The following is a 19,168-nucleotide window of genomic DNA, read 5'->3' on the forward strand; positions in this document are numbered from 1 at the left end:
TATAAATACCTCCAAATAAATAATCAAGTTTATTGTTAGACAATTCATTCGTAACTACGATTTTGACAACCATTTTAGTATAACATAGATGCGTATAGTTTCAACTTATTTCATACTTCATGTAGTTCCGTCATTTTTTCTAACATTTGTAAAAAGTCAATGATTTCATAGTTCATTTCCTGTACTTTTCCGAGCATAGATTGTACAAAGTCAATATAACTATAGGCAATATCATCAGCTTCATACTGGTGCCATTCAAACGGATATGTCACAATGGCATGCTTCGCCATTAAGTATTGTACCATTTCCAACGTCGATGGGTCTTGCTCTAATTTATTTTCGATTATTTTTTTTACTTCCCTATACTGAGGCAACTGATTTGGCAAGACTAAATTGATAGGGTTAATAATCTTTGTTCCATTAAATTTTGAGACCGTAATCTCAATTGACACTTCTTGTTCCACTAATAGAATTAATGCTAAACTCTGAACAAATGGATGGATTGTAGGAGATTCAATAATATCTTTCAATGCTGTCTTTAATTGCCTTACATTCGTCTCCATTAAACGATGCAGTCGAATAGATTGTTCATTTGCCGTTAAGGTACTAAATTCCGAAAGTTCATATTCTTGCTCTTCTAACAATCGTTTTGCATCCTCTTTTTTTTGGAGATTCATTGCAACATCTTGATTCAAGCTTCTTAAGCGTTCAAATTTCTCAAGCCGATCTTCCGGAAGTACATTTTCTTCTATTAATGTCGAAATTAACGACTCTACTTGGTGGTATTCCTTTAATTGCATACATACAGTAACATACAGCTCCATTACTTCCACATATAAAGTCGTACCCATAGCAAATAATTGCTCACAAACATTTTTAACCTTATCGTATGCTTTTAATTCATATAAAGCATACGCGTAAGCACTTAATGCCATTTCGTCTCCATCTTCATATAAAAATGCTTTTTCAAAGCTGGCCACTGCCTCTTCATATTGATAATTTTCCGCATACATATGTCCTTCACGTATTAATGTCTGAACAGCACCAGGAAAAACAACAATATTGTCATGTTTTATAACATGTCGTTTTCGCTTTGTCATTTTTCTCACCTCTTTACGACTATTTTACTTATTAGTTTCTATATGAATCATCACACTATCATGGAGTTGATTTACGAATCTGACCGAGGGCTTTACGAAGAGTTGCGATAAGCTACTGGGGGTTAGTCACAAAAGCGTTATTACTGAACTTTGTGCGTTCCTCTATTGATTCCCACCAGGGTCTCATCTGTAATGCTCCCCTCATTTACTCCAATTCAATCTTATTAAACAGTATACGTTTTAACATATATCATTTTTAACATTCAACGATGACAATATAAATTTACTCCCTGCTTATTTTAAAAAAATCATTGCTTTAGCATTACATATTTTGTAATAAATTGTATTATAATTAATAATATCTTTCATTTATTACTATTTACAGGCATTCAGCTTTCAGCAAACTACAGACAAAAACATGTGCTGCTGACGCTTCGCTTTCGCACAAAAAACATCTGCTGGAATGCACAAAGCTGATTCCTGACGCAATTATGCCGTAGCATAATTGATGGCAAAAGTTCTTCACAAGGAGTGGAATACATGCAATTAATAGATACAGTTAGTGAATTCGGTAGTAGCATCTCTCCTATGTTTGAGGCACTACCAATTAAAGTTGTTTCGTTTTCTACAGCGGACAATCCTTATCAGAAGGATTACCCGATCGAATTTGAAATACTCACACGGACAAAGATTGATTTATACACGCAAGAAGCAAATACACATATTATAAGTATCCAAGGTTACATTCCTGGCTCCATTTCAATCGGGCACCAACATGAGTCACTTTTTATTATTCCCCAAAGTGTACACATTGAATGCAACTATAAACTTCTAAGTATCGACCAAAAAGATATGCAACGAATCTTACAGCACGCCGAACCGAATCATCATTATAGCGAATGGCTAATCGAAACCATTAAAAATGCAAATATTCTTGTTGAATTAAAAACCAACCAAAATACTTATACTGAATGGCCGCTCGGTATAAAGTCAGCCCTTATATCATGACTAAGATGAGACATACTTAAATAGGTATGTCTTTTTTATGTGCTCCTTGAATAAGTCTTTCCCTTTTTGTTGCTTGTCTATCATATCAACTTTTTGTTGTTTCTGGAATTCCCATTGCCAATATACTTCTATATCACTAGAAAACTTTACAAATCAACAAATTCATCGTTGAAGCGTTATAATAAAAAGACCTAGCTCCATATAAGCATTTTTACTATGTTCAACTAACACTTCGAAAAGAATGCTCTTATAGAGAATTAACTTAACCTCGGGGGAATTACATATGGATATTAAAAATACATTACAATCATTCTCAACCATGACATCTTCAGAACGACAAGAATTTATGATACAAAATGGCGAATGGTTGTTACAAGAAATGTTAACTCACATTGGTTCACCAGATGCTGAATTACGAGACAAATTAATTTATCGAACTTTTATTGATCTACTTAGCGACAATTTACTGAGCAATGAACAGCTACAATACTTATTTGATACTGTAATAAGCGATGATTATTTATTTTTAAACATAGGTGAAGAAATGACAGATAGTGTCTTCACTCGCTCGTTTTCTGCTTTACTTGTTGCAGGTATTCTCGTAAAAGATGCTGAACTACTAATTTTAAGTGATGAGCGTTTACAAATTTTCTTTATAAAGATCGGTCGCTATTTATTATTGGAAAAAGATACGCGAGGACATGTTCAAGATAAAGGTTGGGCGCATTGCATTGCACATGGTGCAGATTTAGCGGCTATGACAATTAAACACCCCAAATTTGATTTACAACATGCGCCTTTAATCTTGCATGCTTTGAAACTTGTTACTTGGAAAGATACTGTTTTTGTCAACGACGAGGAGGAACGCTTAGTTACTATTATTGAAGCGTTACTAGCTCGTGACTACTCTGAGGAAGCATTAATAGAATTTGCCGAACAAGTATTTGATAAATTTGAACTGCATTTAATGACTCAAGGTTATAACGAAGCCTTTTTCAGTGGACGTACATGTACATTAAATTTAATGAAAACATTGTATTTTGCTTTAAAGATGCATAACCTAGCCCCAAAACTTCAAAATACTATATATGGCCAAGTCGCAAAATGGCTAAAACTAGGCGCATAAAATGTCTGGCGTAATTAGACGAACTTAAGCGAATTTCACTTTCTTTCTGCTTCATACATTTAATTTCGTTCCCATACCAAATTTAGCAAACTAAGAATCTCCTTAGTTTGCATTTTTTACTTTTTAAGTAAAATATCAAAAACCCAATAAACGGAAGTACATAATTATATTAACATAATTTATATTCGTTTCCGAAATACTCCTTTCCAATCATCCCTTACATTGAAAGTTTATCCTTATATATCCACATCTCTACTTTTTGTTTACTCATATTTTTTTAAAACGCAACAATAAAGCATTCAACAACCTAATTTAACAGCGATTTTATTACAAAATGAAGTCTAAAATGTGAAATGACATTTTCACAAAAAAAACTATTTACTTAGTTAAGGATAAGAAACTCAGTGTTTTCAACGTTTAAACAGTGTTTATTATATTAAACACAAAAATACTAATATTGAAATAACGATTTTCGTTCAAAGAATGTTCATATTTATCCCCAGTTTACTATTAAAAATATAAAAAAATAATTTTTTTTCTTTCAAACGGGGCGTATAATCCTATATGCAAACAACGACATTTGTGTCGATCGATTATGACACATTGTTTAAAAATCGATTACACAGATTAATGACTTTGCGAACGCTTGCATTAGACCAATCAAATACTACATTCAATGTTTCATAGTGAACCATGCCATTGTAAGTATTTCTGATTATTTGATTGGTACAACAATTAAAAGAGGTGACCGTATTACCCACTATTTATAAATTCGAATCTATATATAAACATATGAAATTTATGAATAGCCGTTTTATAGAAAGGAGTCAAACATGAAGAAAAAGTTAAGCTTAATGTTTGTTGCATTTAGCGCGCTAGCAATTCTTGCTGGCTGTGAACCCCTAACAGTTTTTGATCCTAAAGGGCCAAATGCCAAAACATTATCAGACACAATTATTTTATCCATTATTACAATGGCCTTTATATTACTAGTCGTGTATGTGCTTTTAGCATTTATGCTAACTAAATATCGTGCTTCAAAAGCATCTGCCGATTATGAGCCTCCTCACGAAGAGGGTAGTCATCTACTTGAAATAATATGGACAGTTATCCCTATTATCATAGTGGCATTCTTGGCAGTTGTTACTGTAAGAACAACAAGTACTGTAGAGACAACACCAGAAGGTTATGACAATAAAGAGCCACTTGTTATTTACGCATCATCTTCTAACTGGAAATGGCATTTTAGCTATCCAGAGCAAGGTGTTGAAACTGTAAACTATGTAAATATTCCAACTGACCGTCCAATCGAGTTCAAACTTTACTCTTTCGGACCAATCACAAGTTTCTGGATTCCACAATTAGCTGGTCAAAAATACGCGATGAGTGACATGTTAACAACTATTCACCTTGCTGCAGATGAGGTTGGTTCATTCATGGGCCGTAACTCTAACTTTAACGGTCGCGGTTTTGCTGAAATGGAATTTGAAGCGCAATCTATGACACAAGCAGACTTCGACGATTGGGTTTCTAAAGTAAAAGCAAACGAAAAACCATTAACAGAAGAAAAATTTGATGAACTATTAAAAGCAGAACACGTTGGACGTTCAAGCTATTCATCTACACACTTAGAATTTAGACCTGCTCCAATGGAACACAGTGAACACATGAAAATGGGCGGCATGGATCATAGTGATATGGACATGTCCGAAAAAGAAATGGATCACTCTAAAATGGATCATGGGAATCATTCTGATTCAGAGAAAAATTCTGAAGAAACACATTCACATTAATTTTATTTTCACACCTGAAAGGAGCGCATCCAATGAGCATGGAAGAAGTATTCCATCCTATGCAAGAACCGATGATTTTAGCGGCAGCTATTAGTATCGTAGTTGGAGCAGTGGTTATCGTAGCTGGCCTTACATATTTCAAAAAATGGGGCTATTTCTACAAAAACTGGCTATCAACTGTTGACCATAAAAAAATCGGTATTATGTATATCGCTACAGCACTTTTGATGCTAATGCGCGGCGGTATCGATGCACTATTAATGCGTGCACAAACGGCAGTTCCTGATAATGGACTTCTTGATGCACAACACTATAATGAGATTTTCACAACACACGGTTTATTAATGATTTTATTCATGGCTATGCCATTCGTAATTGGTTTAATGAACATTGTTATCCCACTGCAAATTGGTGCACGTGACGTTGCCTTCCCACGTCTGAATGCAGTCAGCTTCTGGTTATTTGCAGCTGGTTGTGGTTTATTAAACCTATCATTTATCATTGGTGGTTCACCTGATGCTGGTTGGACAGCTTACTTCCCATTAGCTGGGACAGAATTTAGTCCAACTGTTGGGAACAACTACTATTCTTTAGCTTTACAATTATCAGGGATTGGTACGTTAATGACTGGTGTTAACTTCATCGCAACAATCATTAAAATGCGTGCACCTGGTATGACATTAATGAAAATGCCAATGTTCACTTGGTCAATTTTAATTACAAACATTATTATCGTATTTGCATTCCCAGTATTAACTGTAGCACTTGCATTAATGATGCTTGACCGTCAATTCGGTACACAATTCTTTGCAATGCAAAATGGTGGTATGGATATGCTTTGGGCCAACCTATTCTGGGTTTGGGGACATCCTGAGGTTTATATCGTTATCCTACCTGCTTTCGGTATCTTCTCTGAAATCATTGCGACATTTGCACGTAAAAACTTATACGGCTATAAATCAATGGTTATGAGTATGGTCGTTATTTCGTTACTATCATTCTTAGTATGGGCCCACCACTTCTATACAATGGGTCACGGTGTAATGGTAAACAGCGTATTCTCTATTACAACAATGGCAATCGCTGTTCCGACAGGGGTTAAAATATTTAACTGGTTGCTCACAATGAGACACGGTAAAATTCAATTTACAACTCCTATGCTTTATGCTCTTGGCTTTATTCCTATCTTCACAATTGGTGGGGTTACAGGGGTAATGCTTGCAATGGCAAGTGCTGACTATCAATATCATAATACGATGTTCTTAGTTGCCCACTTCCACTATGTATTAATTCCAGGTACAGTATTCGGTGTACTTGCAGGTTACCACTACTGGTGGCCAAAAATGTTCGGTTTCCGTTTAAATGAAAAACTAGGTAAAGCAGCTTTCTGGTTTATCGCAGTATGCTTTAACGTAACATTCTTCCCTCTATTCATTTTAGGTTTAGATGGTTACGCTCGTCGTATGTACACTTACTCTGAGTCAACTGGCTACGGTCCATTGAACATGCTATCGTTCATCGGTGGTATTGGTCTTGCTGTCGGCTTTGCGTTAATCGTATATAATATTTACTACAGCTGGAAACATATGCCACGTAATGAAAAAGCAGATGTTTGGGATGGTCGTACGTTAGAATGGGCTACTCATTCTCCAGTTCCAGAATATAACTTTGCAGTAGTTCCAACTGTTACACGTTTAGATGAATACTGGTTCGCGAAAAAAGAAGGTCGCGATATTACAGCCGGTAAAATTGAAAAAATTCACATGCCTAACAACACTGGCACACCATTCTGGATGAGCGGATTCTTCTTCCTTGCAGCATTCTTCGCTGTATTCAATCTATGGGTTCCAGCAATCATTAGTATGATTGGTGTATTTGGCTTTATGATTCATCGTTCATTCGAAAAGGATCATGGTCGATACATTTCAGTTGAAGAAGTTATGGCAACTGAAAAAAGCTTGAGAGGTGATAAATAATATGAAAATCGATTCTTCACTTCCATTAGAATATAGTACAGAAGAAAATCGCCTGAAAATTTTCGGTTTCTGGATTTTCCTTGGTGCCGAAATCGTATTATTCGCCACACTATTTACAGTGTATTTCACACTTCAAACACGTACAGGTAGTGGCCCAAATGGCGCTGAGATTTTCGAATTAACACCAGTATTATGGGAAACATTCTTATTATTAACAAGTAGTTTCACAATTGGTCTTGGTGTTCATGCAATGCGTATTGGCAATAAAAAAGCGATGATGGCATTTTTCATCATCACACTTCTATTAGGTCTTGGCTTCTTAGGCATTGAGATTGATGAATTTGTCACATATGTTGAAGAAGGTGCGACTATTCAAACAAGCGCATTCTTATCGGCATTAATGACTTTACTTGGTACGCACGGTCTCCACGTAACATTCGGTTTCTTCTGGGGCGTTGCAATTTTAATCCAAGTAGCTAGCCGTGGTTTAAACCCACAAACAGCTAACAAAGCGTTCATCTTCTCACTGTACTGGCACTTCCTAGACGTTGTTTGGATTTTCATCTTCAGCTTCGTCTACTTGAAAGGACTGATTAGCTGATGAAGGATTTATTCCCAAAACAACACGTGATGGGCTTCGGCTTCTCACTATTACTAACACTTGTAGCTTTAGCTGTTATTAAATTCGATATGTCTTATAACATGGCATTTGGTGTTTTACTAGTAACTGCTCTTGCACAAGCAACTGTACAATTAGTATTATTCATGCACATCGGTGAATCTGAAGACAAGAAAACGTTATATACAACGATTTTATATTCAGTATTCGTAGGTGTTGTCACAATCATTGGTACATTATTCGCAATGATCTGGGGCTATAATTGATAAACAGAGCCGAGAAAATGGTGTCATTTTCTCGGCTCTTTCTTTTTGTCTTACTAATTTCTCAGCTCAAAAATACCAATCCTTCTTATGTCTCCCCCACTTACTTATTTACAAACATAGTTGGCACTAATCTGTTAAAAGTTTGTATAGCCATCTCAAATTTTGAAGAACTCCAATTTACAAAAAAAGCTTCCTGACTCAGCATGATCACCTATAAGAAACTACTAGCTACAATAGTCCCTTGCTATAACACAAAACCATTAGAAACCTCTATTCGATAACTAATCCACTAATGTTAACCTATTGACCCCTAGCACCATCGCTATTTTAATTTAATAACAAAAAATATATGGCGTAAATATCCTTTTTATTTCATATATATAAAGAGATAGCTATATCCTTTAATTAATATTCAAGCACCACTTTTTTTGCTACTTAGGCTAAGTAAGAAGGCTTATAAACCGTGGCATACGTTGGGCATTTACTATTATTTTAATATTAAATTAGTAAATTTTTAAAAATAGAGAAACTTTTCCTTTTATAGTCATGTATACTAGTAGATATTGTTTTTACCAAGAATAGGAGATGAAAGTAATGAACAAATTTTTAAAGGTTTTAAGTGTTGGAGCACTAGCACTAACACTGGCAGCTTGTAACAGTAGCGCTACCCCTAAGAAAGACACAACTAATACGAGTAAACTCACTTTAGAGCAAGTGTATGAAAAAGCGGTAGAGCGCCAATCAGACATTAAAAGTACAACTGCAAAAATGGAGACGACTCAAGATTCCAAAGTTGAAGCAGGCGAACAATCTATGGAGTTTTCTATCAAATCAAAAATGGATATGGATGTAGTTACCGATCCAATTGCTGTGCACTTATCAGGTTCAATGACAATGCCAGATATGGCTAGTGCAGATCAAAAAAGTACAGAAATGCCGATTGATATGTACATGAAGAAAGATCAAGGCTTTTTCATGAAGGATGAAGCAACTAACAGTTGGTACAAATTACCGAATGAGCAATTTGATGAAATGATGGAACAAACTGCATCATCGGCAGATGCTAAGGCACAATTAGAACAGCTAAAAAACTTTATTAAAGATTTCAAATTCGAACAAACAGATAATGCATATATCTTAACTTTAGACGCTAAGGGCGATAAATTTAAAGAACTGATCGATTCTGAACTTAGCAAATCCATGAAAGGTATGGGTCTTGAAGAAAATCCACTTGATAACTTAACAATCGATAAAATACACTACATTCTAGAAATCGATAAAAAGACTTTCGATACAACTAAAATGGATATGAATTTCGATTTAAAAATGAAGGTTGAAGATCAAGAACTAGCAATGAAAACAAAATCAGTTGTGACATTCTCTGAGTTCAATCACCTAAAAACAATCGATATCCCACAAGAAATTATCGATAACGCACAATCTTACCCTCAATAATAAACATAAAAAGGAATCTGCATACTTTAATGTATGCAGATTCCTTTTACTTTAGGTACTCCTTCAATTAGAACAGCACATTATCAGACGAGTCTCTCCGCAATAAACTAATCCCTTCACTAAAGGTAATTGGCTTCATTTAAAGCTTATCAACATCGGAAGGATTTTCTATAGCATAATGAAGTAATCCTTCATAATCCTTCAATTCCTGATTAAGATTTATATACGTATATTCATAGTTCATTCCTAATTTAGCCACAATTCGTAAAGAAGCCGCGTTTTCAGGGTGAACGACTGCAATAACCTTAAGTAAACCAATCTTATTAAACGCATAATTTAGTAAAGCTTGTGCAGCCTCATACGCAATTCCTTGCCCTCTATAAGCTTTCGAAATACCATAATATATTTCGACCTCAGTTTCTTTTACATCATCTGGACCAAGGCCGCAGTAGCCAATTAACGTTTGTCTTTCTCTATCTACTATGGCTAGATTCAATTTATGTATTTTGGAAAGCGTATTTTTTTTGTTGCATTGAATGGACCACTCTATTATCCGCTGAACATCACCTCGACTAGGTACATCCTCTGGGATAAATTGATAAAAATCAGGCTCAGAAACGACTGCATACAATTCATCCAAATCCGTTAAAGCATATGGGCGAATGATTAGCCTCTCGGTTTCAATATGTAGATTTAAAAACATATTGTTTACTCCTTCAATTGAATTGAAATGAAAAAATCTTCATTTCTTTTGTGTACATATACTAGTCCCAATAATTCTTCATTAAATCAGTTGCCCAACTTGGCTGCTTTAATTCACTTTTCGGTAAAAACTCTTTCATGACAGGTTTAATATCAATAATTGGTGTTCCATCAATAGCATCAAGGCCGCTAACGATTAATGTTCTATCCTTTAATTCCAATAATTCTACAACCGTTACACCTATTTTATTAGGTCTATTTTTACCTCTCTGAGCGAAAATACCGACTTCCGGATAATCCTTATTATTTCTTGGATGTCTCGCTTCAAATTGAATTTTCTCATCTGCAACTTTATCAAAATAAAAAATTATTTCTAAATGAGAAAAATCATCAATCCCTTTTAAGGACGATGCATGTATATCTTTTGTCAATTCAACAGTAGAAATGACGTCACCCCAATTGTCATCTTCAATCATTTTTCGACTATTGCTCACTACAGCTACTGGTTTAATACTGTATTCCATACAAAACGACCTCATCTATCGTTGTTTTCACTTGCGTATTTTCCGTTAAATTCCAGTATACTCCAATAATTACCGATGTCAATCTTGGGAGATTACCTGCTTTTATTCTTTATCTACAGTTTTTTAGGGATTAAGTGGTAGTATACCGAACTTAATCCCTTTTATATTTCCTAGCATTATATAAAACTTCACTACCATGTACATTTATTATCCTTCATAAAACGAAATCAGTTTTATTCCCCTGACGTCCCATAGTCTTTTATCGTTATTTTTACCTCACACTGAATCGGTACTTCGCTAAATGTTTGATCCCAATCTTTTTTTAGCTTTTTCCATACTTTTGGATACTCTATTCTCAGTCTTGTTCCAAACCCTGATACGTCCGTTTGATACTCTTTTTGTATCTTCTCTAAAACATTTTTCACAAGACGCTCTACCTCTTTTTCAGTAGCTCTTTCTGCTTTTTTCAAAAACTTATTATCAAATGTTTTCTCAGATAGAACCCAATGCTCAGCAATTCGCCCTTCAGATTCGATTTTTACATTAAATGAGATATTGTCTCCATCAACATGGGGTATAATTTTACTTTTCATTGACAGTATCTCGTATATAATCGGCTGATCTGTCCCTTCATAATAACTTGGTACTAAACCACCTTTGCCCTCTCCTGTTATCCACGTAATACCCTCTAATTCTTTTCCCGTAAGAAAACCCCGAAGTTTTTTAGTTTTACCTTCTATCACAGCTGCACCAGCAAATTTCATTTCTCCATTTTCTGAAGTTACACTTTGCAACAAAAAACTCGCTCTAGAATTTAATTTTCCTTGTAGCTTTGCAAGCGTCATCGGTGGTAGTATCTTTGTCGTCCTTTTATGCCCTTTCATCATCTCAACAAGTTGAAACGCTGGAATTGTAGTTGGTTCGATCGATTCAAGTATATTACTTGCACGATTTTTAGCGATGAGAAGAAGCCCACTTGGTCTCATTTCTATTTCTCTAAGAAAAAAATCCATTGTTTGTGTTAGATTGAATGTACTGGCAAAATTCTCTCCTATGACAATGACCTTTGAATGTTCTGCAAAAGCACGTTTGTCGTTTTTTTCTATCATACTACGTAAAGTGGGAAGAACAGCCTCTCCAGTTTCAGAAACATTTTTGTAAGCTTTTTGTTCCTTTTTACCTTCTTTTGCACCAGAACCAGTTGTCTCTGAGGTAACGAATTGATTGGTAATTGTAATGAGCTCTTTATTAGAGTTATTAGCTTCTTGTTCCTCCAATACCTCCCTAGAACTACTATCTGTTTCTAAATCTAGCGAAGTACCTACAATAAGACCTAAGTCTTCAATTTCTTTACTGCTCCAGCAGCCTGTAAGAAGTAGAAGAGATAACAGCAAACCTAGACGAAATCGTCCCTTCATATTGTTTAGTTTCATGTTTTTCTACCCTTCAACTTCGAAATAAAAAGTAAGATTACTGGAAAAACACCAAATAAGTATAATGCAGCATTCCCAATCATATCACCGAACTTAAAGAGGTCATTGATATTTTTAGGCGTCATAGAAATAATATAAATAATCGGTAACAACCCGAATATAAAGGGCTGTATGTTCTTTTTAAAGAGTTGAGCTAATCCTAAAGCTGCGGCAAAATAGGTAATAGTAAAGGTGGCGAATATTTGCATGATCCAAATCACGAGTAAAAAAGACTCAAATCGTTCAAAGATTAATCCTGGAATTTCAAAACTTCGCATAAGTTCTAATGTAGGCCATGTTCTCGTAACAACTCCATCGATTGATAAAGCTCCTATTACCATTACAACTGTTATGACATAAAAGATTAAAGGAATCGTTAAGCCTACAAGGACGACTTTTACTGCTTTCGTCTTCTCTGACTGCTTCATTAATGCGACAAGCAACAGCATAATTTCAGGACCTAAAAATGCAAGGGTCGCTGTCTTTACTCCTTTTAATACTGGCATGACTCCCAATCCTAATACCGGACGTAAATTATCTATTTCAAATATGCCCATGCTCATTAAAGCGACCAATAAAAAGAGGACAAACGTAATAGGAAAGATGATTTCAAATAGTCGAGCAATCGCGTTAATTCCACTACTAATCAAATAAAGGCCTATCCACAAAAAGGGCAAAATGATTGCCCAAGTTGGAGTACCTTCGAGCAAAAAGATTGAGGTTACTTCAGCCATTATTCTGACTTCAAATGCCGAAATTGTAAAAAAATAGACTATAATAAGTAAACTTAAAAACCAACCTGCCCATTTCCCTACAATATCTTGGCTATATTGATAGAAGGTTTTATCAGGATATTTTTGGCTTAATTTCACGATAATCACGGCTGCAATTATCGCAATAATCCCTCCTAAAAAAACACTAATCCACACATCCGGTGATTTGACCTTTTCAACAGATGTTCTTGGCAAGGTAAGTATTCCTGTAGCCAAAATATAATTAACGAGGACAACAACTGCTTGTGAAGCCGTAATTTTGTCTTGTGAATTAATCATCATGCCAGTTTATTTCCTTTCCTAGTGACTAATCTTGACGGCTAGAATCTTTTGTATGCAACATCTTTGGACGACGTTTCATCATCATCAGTGGCATACGAACCATAAAGTCTTTCCAATCACTTGCTCTATAAGGAACCGTCGGACTAACAAAAGGGATGCCAAAACTCTTCAACTTCACCAAATGGCTGCAAAGAAGTAAGAAAAACAGGATAACCCCATATAAACCAAATAAAGCAGCAAAAATCATTGCTACGAAACGAAGCATGCGCAACGAAATTCCCGCATTATATTGCGGAATAGCAAAGGAAGAAATAGCTGTTAACGCAACAACAATTACCATAATGGGGCTAACAATCCCTGCTTGTACCGCAGCTTCCCCAATAACAAGCCCTCCGACTATTCCCATTGTAGGACCAATAGGCTTAGGCAAACGAAGCCCAGCTTCTCGTAAAATTTCAATAGCTACTTCCATAATTAGTGCCTCAATTATTGCAGGAAACGGAACACCTTCCCTCGTTCCCATCATAGACAATGCTAGCTTAGTTGGAATTAAGCCCTGATGAAACGAGACAAACGATATATAGATGGATGGTGCAAAAAGCGTAATAGCTGCAGCTAAATAACGTAATAGTCGAATGAGTGTACTTGGCAACCATCGTTCATAATAGTCTTCTGGTGATTGCAATAACATACTAAATGTCACTGGCACGATTAATGCAAAAGGTGTCCCATCTAATAAAATTGCCACTCTTCCTTCCATCAAGGCAGCAAAAACACGGTCTGGACGTTCCGTATTCTGGACTTGTGTAAAAGGGCTGAGATAATTATCTTCGATTAGTTGCTCTACATAGCCCGATTCCGCAACATCATCAATATTAATTGTTTGAATTCTTTTCTTAACCTCTTCGACCAAGTTCGGGTCTGCAATCTCTTTGACATAGGCGATAACCAATTCTTTTTTTGAACGTTTACCTACTTGAAAATTGATAATTGATAAATCACTATTTTCACCATGCTGTCTCAATAGAGCCGTATTATCACTTAACGTTTCTGTAAAGCCTAACCTCGGGCCTCGAACCAATGCTTCCGAAACCGGTTCTTCAATATTGCGCGATTTTTCTTTGACTGTCCCGAGCATTAATACATTTGGCATTCCATCAATTATCAAGGCGGTCGAGCCTGCTAATATTTTGCCTACAGATTGCTTTACATCATACTCTTCTGTGAGGTCACTCACGGAAAGAACTTCATTTTTAATAAACTTCTGTAAAAAGTCTCCTTTTTCATATAAAGACTCCTGCTCATCTTTTTGTGAAAAATCCCCCATTAAAGATGTCAAAATATGTTTATCAATCAGCTCTTTATCTGACAGTCCATCAAGAAAAATAATCGCTGCACGTATGTCTGTGTTCCCTATGTGAAACTCCCTAAAATGCACATCCCAGTTATGACCAATCTCTTTCCTAACAAGTTCAACATCTAAGTTGAAATCGCCCGTATAATAATCATATGACTCTTTGGAAGACGACTCTTTTTGATATTCCAACTCATTTTTTTGTGTAGTTTGATCTGTCATTTTCACCATGTCATCGTCATTCATCTCTTGTTTAGATACTATCCCATTAAACAATTTGAAAATAATATAAGGAATGAAAAATACAATAAAACCTTGCATAAATACTTTCCATTCTGGAATGTAGGCTAAGATCTTTTCCCACATATTTATCACCCTCTTAAGCTGATAATAAAGCGGATTACAACTATCACTATTTATATAGTTCCATCATTATCTAAGCAACGGCATTTTAAACTTATTTCATTCAACATTCTTCGCAAGATATGAATAAGGTTGCATTTATATTGAAAATTCCTTTTGCGTAAAAAACAAAAAATCTTTTGCCATTGTTGTGCAAAAGATTTCTCTTATATGGTGAACACTATTAATTACAAACTACTAATAAATTACATTAAAATATTGTCCTATATATGATATGGTATATTATCTACAATGCTATTTTAGAAGGTGGAAAACATGCTAGAAGTAAGTGAAAGTAAGTTAGCACAATATATTATACATTTTATTGACGATACACTCGTGTTAGGTGAAGAATCATTATCACAACCAGAGGTTATGCTAGAGGCAGCTTTTACACAGCTGGCGTTTAGCAAAATTGATTTGGAGCAGCAATTTGAATTTTTTCACGAAACAGATATTGGGTTAAATGAGGTTTACACATATGTGAGAGCAATTTTTGAGCAAGAGAATAGTTTCCTTGAACAATCAATAAACATTGCTAAACACTTACATAGTGTATCTCAGCACCCTAACATTAAAAGTGGCGAATTGTTTATTGGATTATTTGACAATTGTTTTCTGTCTACAGAAGCTAAAAAAATAATCTCCATCGTTAAAATTGATGAAAAAGAAATGTTTTTAGATGTAAAAAACGACCAAAACAAAATGGTTATAAATGGTATTGATGGCATCAATGTAAAGAAAGTCAACAATATGACCATCATCGTAGATATGGGGCCGGAACAGGCACCTGCTGTCTTTATGAAAACGAAAAGGAAAGAAGATATTATCTATTGGCAAGAACGTTTTTTAAAGATTAAAGCTGCAGATGAACATTATTATAAAACGAATTTAGCCTTAACAGAATGCAAAAAATATATTTTAAAAGAAGAAAGCTTTACAAATACTGAAAAGCTAGGTCTCTTAAATAAAACGCTTGATTATTTTAGAAATGAAGAAGAATTTCAAGTAAATAATTATATTGAAACAGTGTTTGAAAATGCGGAGCCAACACAAAAAGACATTATTATCAATTCGGTAAAACCTTATGAGACTGTTATTTCTGAGAGCGCACTTGAAAAGGCTGAAAAAAAATATAAACGTAAAATTAAACTCGACTCCAATATTGAAATCCAGGTAAATGTACAGGATATCGAGCAAGTAGATGAACTAATTGAAGTAGGCTACGATGAATCGACAAATCGAAAGTTTTATAAGATTTATTTCCAAGAAGAACTATAATTACATGTATGAGCCTCTCCTAGTTTAGGGGGGGCTCTTTTTTTGCGCATCACAATAACATGTGATTGATTTCCGTTCCGACTTGGCGCTTTGTAGCTGCCGCTTCGCTTTCGCTACGCACCAAATTTGTTAATGTGTTACAATTTAGTTAAATTTAAAATAGGGGGGTCTTTTTAAAATGTCCTATGTTAACGATTTACAATATTATATAGATAGTTCTTCAATCGGGATTTTACTTGAACTTCTTTTGGTGACAACTTGTATTTCAACTATTATTTATGTAGTAACTAAAAATCAATATATTTCGTACTTATCGTCTGCGCCAATATTCTATTTTCTTTCAATGCTTTTGTATCACAATTCCCACTTCATTCTGCTTGTATTAGCAATGACAGTACAAGCCTTAGTTATTTTATTTATCCAGAAGAAGGACCTACTAAAGGTAATTTCAATAAAAGACAAAGCTCACGACAATATTTAAGATGATAAAATAAAGGACTTGTTTTTATGATTTATCAACAAGTCCTTTTACTCTTTTAAACTTCTAAAAAACCACCTTATACTCTTCCATATTGCAATGCTCTTGCCCAATCAGATCTATTTTGGGCTTCACTTTGTTTAATAACGTCCATAGTATCATAAGGGATGCTTACCTGCTCAATTATCCATTCACCATTCCTGTTTTCTACAACTGTATAATTCGCAAATGGTGTGCCTGATTCAATCTTATAATAGAACGGTTCAACCTCTTCATAAGCAGGCAAACCGACACTTCCTGGATTTATAATAATTTTGTTATTAGGTAAATAAACAATCGTTGGTAAGTGGGAGTGACCACAAAAAATAATATGTTGAGGTATATCTTTTACTAAATTCATTATTTCTTCTGTTTGTTTTAATGTAACACCATTTGGCGTAATTTCATTCAACATATACAGCTCATCATTTTCAGGTGATGCATGACAGAAGTAAAAGTCATCTGTCTGAATTGAAAATGGAAGGCTAGTTAACCAGCATTTATGTTCCTCAGTAAGCATGTCTAGTACATATTGAACGGTTGGATTTTCAGATGAAGATTGCAATAATATCCGATCACAATTCCCACTTATACTTTTCATATCTATACGCTTTATCATTTCAAATGTCTCTATCGGGAATAACGGTCCATAAAGAGTGTCACCTAAATTATAAACGCAATCGATATTTCTATTTTTCACATCTTCTAACACTGCTTTTAATGCATCTTTATTTCCGTGAATATCTGATATAACGGCTATTTTCACAATATCCTCATCCTCATTTATTTCATTTTACATTTCCGGAGCATCCATACCGAAATTTGCCCATTCCTCTTTAGCCGGACCATAGATGCCAGGGACAGTTAACCCCGCCTGTCGCATAAGAACCGTCATTTGTCCACGATGGTGATTCTGATGTTGAATCAAGAACATTAAAAGTATACCAATTTGCATGTCTTGACCGAAAAATTGGATATGCTCGTGAAGGGTTTGATCAGTCCAATTTGTTTTTACCGCTTGCACAAACGCATTATTAGCTTGAGAATAGCTATCTGCAATAAATTGTGCTGAAGTAGGAACAGGATAATCTTTAGTTGGAGCATCAAATGTTAAACCTGTATTCGAAGTAATAATGCGAATTGCAGTGACCGTATGCCAAGCAATACGTCCTAAAGTCCAATTTTCAGACGTTATTTCCTGCTTTAGTGATTCATCAGTTAAATTATTCAATAACTTCTGCGTACAATCGGCTTCAAACTCCCAAGACTTAAAAAAACCATTTAATGTCTGATACATAATAATCCCCCTCTTACTTGCGTTAATAATTTCCTTAAAAATGATGCCAACATATAAATGATCCCACCGTAAAGGAACTGATTATTTTTACAGATTAGTAGAGTTTATCAATATAATCATTTAATTGTTGTTGATTCATCGATCCCTTTATCTTGTTCTTTAATATACCTTTAGAATCAAAAATAAAAGTTGTTGGATATGCCACTACTCCAAATGATTTTTGAAGTGTACCATCTAAATCAAGAAATATAGGGAAATTTAAATTGTATGACTCTTGAAATTCCATAGCATTTTCACTACTATCAACAGAAGTTGTATTAATCGCTAACAGCTCAACATTTTCAGATTTATTGTTATAAAAATCCCTAAATTCAGAAGCCTCTTCTTGACAAGGTCCACACCAAGATGCCCAAAAGTTAACGATTAAGACCTTTCCCTCGTATTCTTTAAACGTTGTTGTTGATTCGTCTAATCGTGTTAACTTTGCATCAAAAGCAAGCTGTTTCGTTCCATCTCCATTTTCTACCAACGGGTTAACCGTTGCTTCTTCTTTTAGGAATACATCTTTCAAAACAATTCCAACAAGTAATACGATTAACAAAGCGGAGAAATATAAACCTAAACGCTTTTTAAATTGCATAAATGATCACCTAAATTACCCTTTAAATATTATTTTTCTTCAAGCATACCTAGATTGAATTTTGATAGGATACTATTAACTTTTCTTTGGCTTTTTGACCAGCTAATCCTGTTTTAAATAATTCAGTAGATTTTTGATGATCTACTATTTTTGTAAATTGTTTTAATAAGTTTTCTATTAAAACATCGGGCATCTCGCCTGCGCTTTGATCTGTGTCTTGTCCCTTTGGTAATTTGACTTCTTTAATCATTATTCTTTCACCATCTAATTTTGTGACATAATGACGAATATAACCATTTTCTTTTTTAATTTCATATTTCGCTTTACTCTGTTTATGTTTATCTAAAAATAAATTTGGAGATAGTCCATTTAGTTCATCTTTTTTTATTGTATTTATGTAATTATTATTTGTAGATGGGATCATCATTCTATTGACCTCCTTCACTAATTTTTTTAGAGGATACCCATTTTAATTCGAGTATCAATCATTACTTACTTTTACCATTATATAAATAATTTACCACATTAATCAATTCCCTAAATTCGCTCTACTCTATAACCGCAACGAGCCCTTTAAAGAC

General features: G+C 34.7%; 19 protein-coding genes. 9 read left to right on the forward strand and 10 right to left on the reverse strand.

Features of this window, described 5'->3' with window-relative positions; translation table 11 throughout:
* Window positions 1–110: 110 nt before the first annotated feature.
* Entirely contained in the window at window positions 111–1,100 is a 990-nt protein-coding gene (locus AC3WSK_RS17900; protein ID WP_079563111.1) for a hypothetical protein, read from the reverse strand.
* Window positions 1,101–1,640: 540 nt separating this feature from the next.
* On the opposite strand from AC3WSK_RS17900, the gene AC3WSK_RS17905 reads away from it, so the two are divergent.
* The 7 genes from AC3WSK_RS17905 (at window position 1,641) to AC3WSK_RS17935 (ending at window position 9,343) form a co-directional block, all read left to right on the forward strand.
* Complete coding sequence (locus tag AC3WSK_RS17905; RefSeq protein WP_079563110.1) at window positions 1,641–2,108, forward strand: hypothetical protein; 468 nt, start codon at window positions 1,641–1,643, stop codon at window positions 2,106–2,108.
* 283 nt (window positions 2,109–2,391) lie between these two features.
* Window positions 2,392–3,234 carry a DUF2785 domain-containing protein gene (locus tag AC3WSK_RS17910; RefSeq protein WP_492413113.1) on the forward strand — a complete coding sequence of 281 codons (843 nt, stop codon included), beginning with the start codon at window positions 2,392–2,394 and terminating at the stop codon, window positions 3,232–3,234.
* An 833-nt stretch (window positions 3,235–4,067) separates the two neighbouring features.
* Window positions 4,068–5,027 carry a cytochrome aa3 quinol oxidase subunit II gene (gene qoxA / locus AC3WSK_RS17915; protein WP_079563108.1) on the forward strand — a complete coding sequence of 320 codons (960 nt, stop codon included), beginning with the start codon at window positions 4,068–4,070 and terminating at the stop codon, window positions 5,025–5,027.
* A gap of 32 nt (window positions 5,028–5,059) precedes the next feature.
* On the forward strand, window positions 5,060–7,003 hold the full coding sequence (gene qoxB, locus AC3WSK_RS17920) for a cytochrome aa3 quinol oxidase subunit I (protein WP_079563107.1): 1,944 nt from the start codon (window positions 5,060–5,062) through the stop codon (window positions 7,001–7,003).
* 1 nt (window position 7,004) lies between these two features.
* On the forward strand, window positions 7,005–7,604 hold the full coding sequence (qoxC, locus tag AC3WSK_RS17925; protein WP_079563106.1) for a cytochrome aa3 quinol oxidase subunit III: 600 nt from the start codon (window positions 7,005–7,007) through the stop codon (window positions 7,602–7,604).
* Window positions 7,604–7,888 carry a cytochrome aa3 quinol oxidase subunit IV gene (qoxD, locus tag AC3WSK_RS17930; protein ID WP_079563105.1) on the forward strand — a complete coding sequence of 95 codons (285 nt, stop codon included), beginning with the start codon at window positions 7,604–7,606 and terminating at the stop codon, window positions 7,886–7,888. Before qoxC ends, qoxD begins: the two co-directional genes overlap by 1 nt.
* A gap of 594 nt (window positions 7,889–8,482) precedes the next feature.
* Window positions 8,483–9,343, forward strand: coding sequence for a DUF6612 family protein (locus tag AC3WSK_RS17935; protein ID WP_492413110.1), 861 nt, complete (start codon window positions 8,483–8,485; stop codon window positions 9,341–9,343).
* A gap of 139 nt (window positions 9,344–9,482) precedes the next feature.
* Here the strand turns inward: AC3WSK_RS17935 and AC3WSK_RS17940 are convergent, their stop codons facing one another.
* The 5 genes from AC3WSK_RS17940 to AC3WSK_RS17960 all read right to left on the reverse strand — a co-directional run bounded on the left by AC3WSK_RS17940 (window position 9,483) and on the right by AC3WSK_RS17960 (window position 14,816).
* Window positions 9,483–10,046 carry a GNAT family N-acetyltransferase gene (locus AC3WSK_RS17940; protein WP_492413108.1) on the reverse strand — a complete coding sequence of 188 codons (564 nt, stop codon included), beginning with the start codon at window positions 10,044–10,046 and terminating at the stop codon, window positions 9,483–9,485.
* Between the two features lie 61 nt (window positions 10,047–10,107).
* Window positions 10,108–10,569 (reverse strand): tRNA (N6-threonylcarbamoyladenosine(37)-N6)-methyltransferase TrmO, encoded by a 462-nt coding sequence (tsaA, locus tag AC3WSK_RS17945; RefSeq protein ID WP_079563102.1) that lies wholly within the window; start codon window positions 10,567–10,569, stop codon window positions 10,108–10,110.
* A 233-nt stretch (window positions 10,570–10,802) separates the two neighbouring features.
* Complete coding sequence (locus AC3WSK_RS17950) at window positions 10,803–12,002, reverse strand: Ger(x)C family spore germination protein (RefSeq protein ID WP_079563101.1); 1,200 nt, start codon at window positions 12,000–12,002, stop codon at window positions 10,803–10,805.
* A complete protein-coding gene (locus AC3WSK_RS17955; protein ID WP_427484194.1) occupies window positions 11,999–13,096 on the reverse strand; it encodes a spore germination protein in 1,098 nt (365 codons plus the stop codon). Before AC3WSK_RS17955 ends, AC3WSK_RS17950 begins: the two co-directional genes overlap by 4 nt.
* A 25-nt stretch (window positions 13,097–13,121) precedes the next feature.
* A complete protein-coding gene (locus tag AC3WSK_RS17960) occupies window positions 13,122–14,816 on the reverse strand; it encodes a spore germination protein (protein ID WP_492413105.1) in 1,695 nt (564 codons plus the stop codon).
* A gap of 312 nt (window positions 14,817–15,128) precedes the next feature.
* Here AC3WSK_RS17960 and AC3WSK_RS17965 point away from each other — a divergent pair, with 312 nt between their 5' ends.
* Both AC3WSK_RS17965 and AC3WSK_RS17970 read left to right on the forward strand, forming a co-directional pair.
* On the forward strand, window positions 15,129–16,133 hold the full coding sequence (locus AC3WSK_RS17965; protein WP_427484196.1) for a nucleoid-associated protein: 1,005 nt from the start codon (window positions 15,129–15,131) through the stop codon (window positions 16,131–16,133).
* A gap of 178 nt (window positions 16,134–16,311) precedes the next feature.
* Complete coding sequence (locus AC3WSK_RS17970; protein ID WP_079563097.1) at window positions 16,312–16,614, forward strand: hypothetical protein; 303 nt, start codon at window positions 16,312–16,314, stop codon at window positions 16,612–16,614.
* A 76-nt stretch (window positions 16,615–16,690) separates the two neighbouring features.
* On the opposite strand, the gene AC3WSK_RS17975 is transcribed toward AC3WSK_RS17970, so the two are convergent.
* The 4 genes from AC3WSK_RS17975 to AC3WSK_RS17990 all read right to left on the reverse strand — a co-directional run bounded on the left by AC3WSK_RS17975 (window position 16,691) and on the right by AC3WSK_RS17990 (window position 19,014).
* Window positions 16,691–17,416 (reverse strand): metallophosphoesterase family protein, encoded by a 726-nt coding sequence (locus AC3WSK_RS17975; RefSeq protein WP_492413102.1) that lies wholly within the window; start codon window positions 17,414–17,416, stop codon window positions 16,691–16,693.
* 27 nt (window positions 17,417–17,443) lie between these two features.
* Window positions 17,444–17,947: a DinB family protein gene (locus AC3WSK_RS17980; protein WP_492413100.1), complete on the reverse strand. Its 504-nt coding sequence runs from the start codon at window positions 17,945–17,947 to the stop codon at window positions 17,444–17,446.
* A gap of 94 nt (window positions 17,948–18,041) precedes the next feature.
* Window positions 18,042–18,587 carry a TlpA family protein disulfide reductase gene (locus tag AC3WSK_RS17985; protein ID WP_492413098.1) on the reverse strand — a complete coding sequence of 182 codons (546 nt, stop codon included), beginning with the start codon at window positions 18,585–18,587 and terminating at the stop codon, window positions 18,042–18,044.
* 49 nt (window positions 18,588–18,636) lie between these two features.
* Window positions 18,637–19,014, reverse strand: a complete 378-nt coding sequence (locus AC3WSK_RS17990) for a hypothetical protein (RefSeq protein WP_492413096.1) — start codon at window positions 19,012–19,014, stop codon at window positions 18,637–18,639.
* Window positions 19,015–19,168 lie beyond the last annotated feature (154 nt).

It is taken from the genome of Lysinibacillus sp. EB271-A1-10B (genome assembly GCF_058791335.1).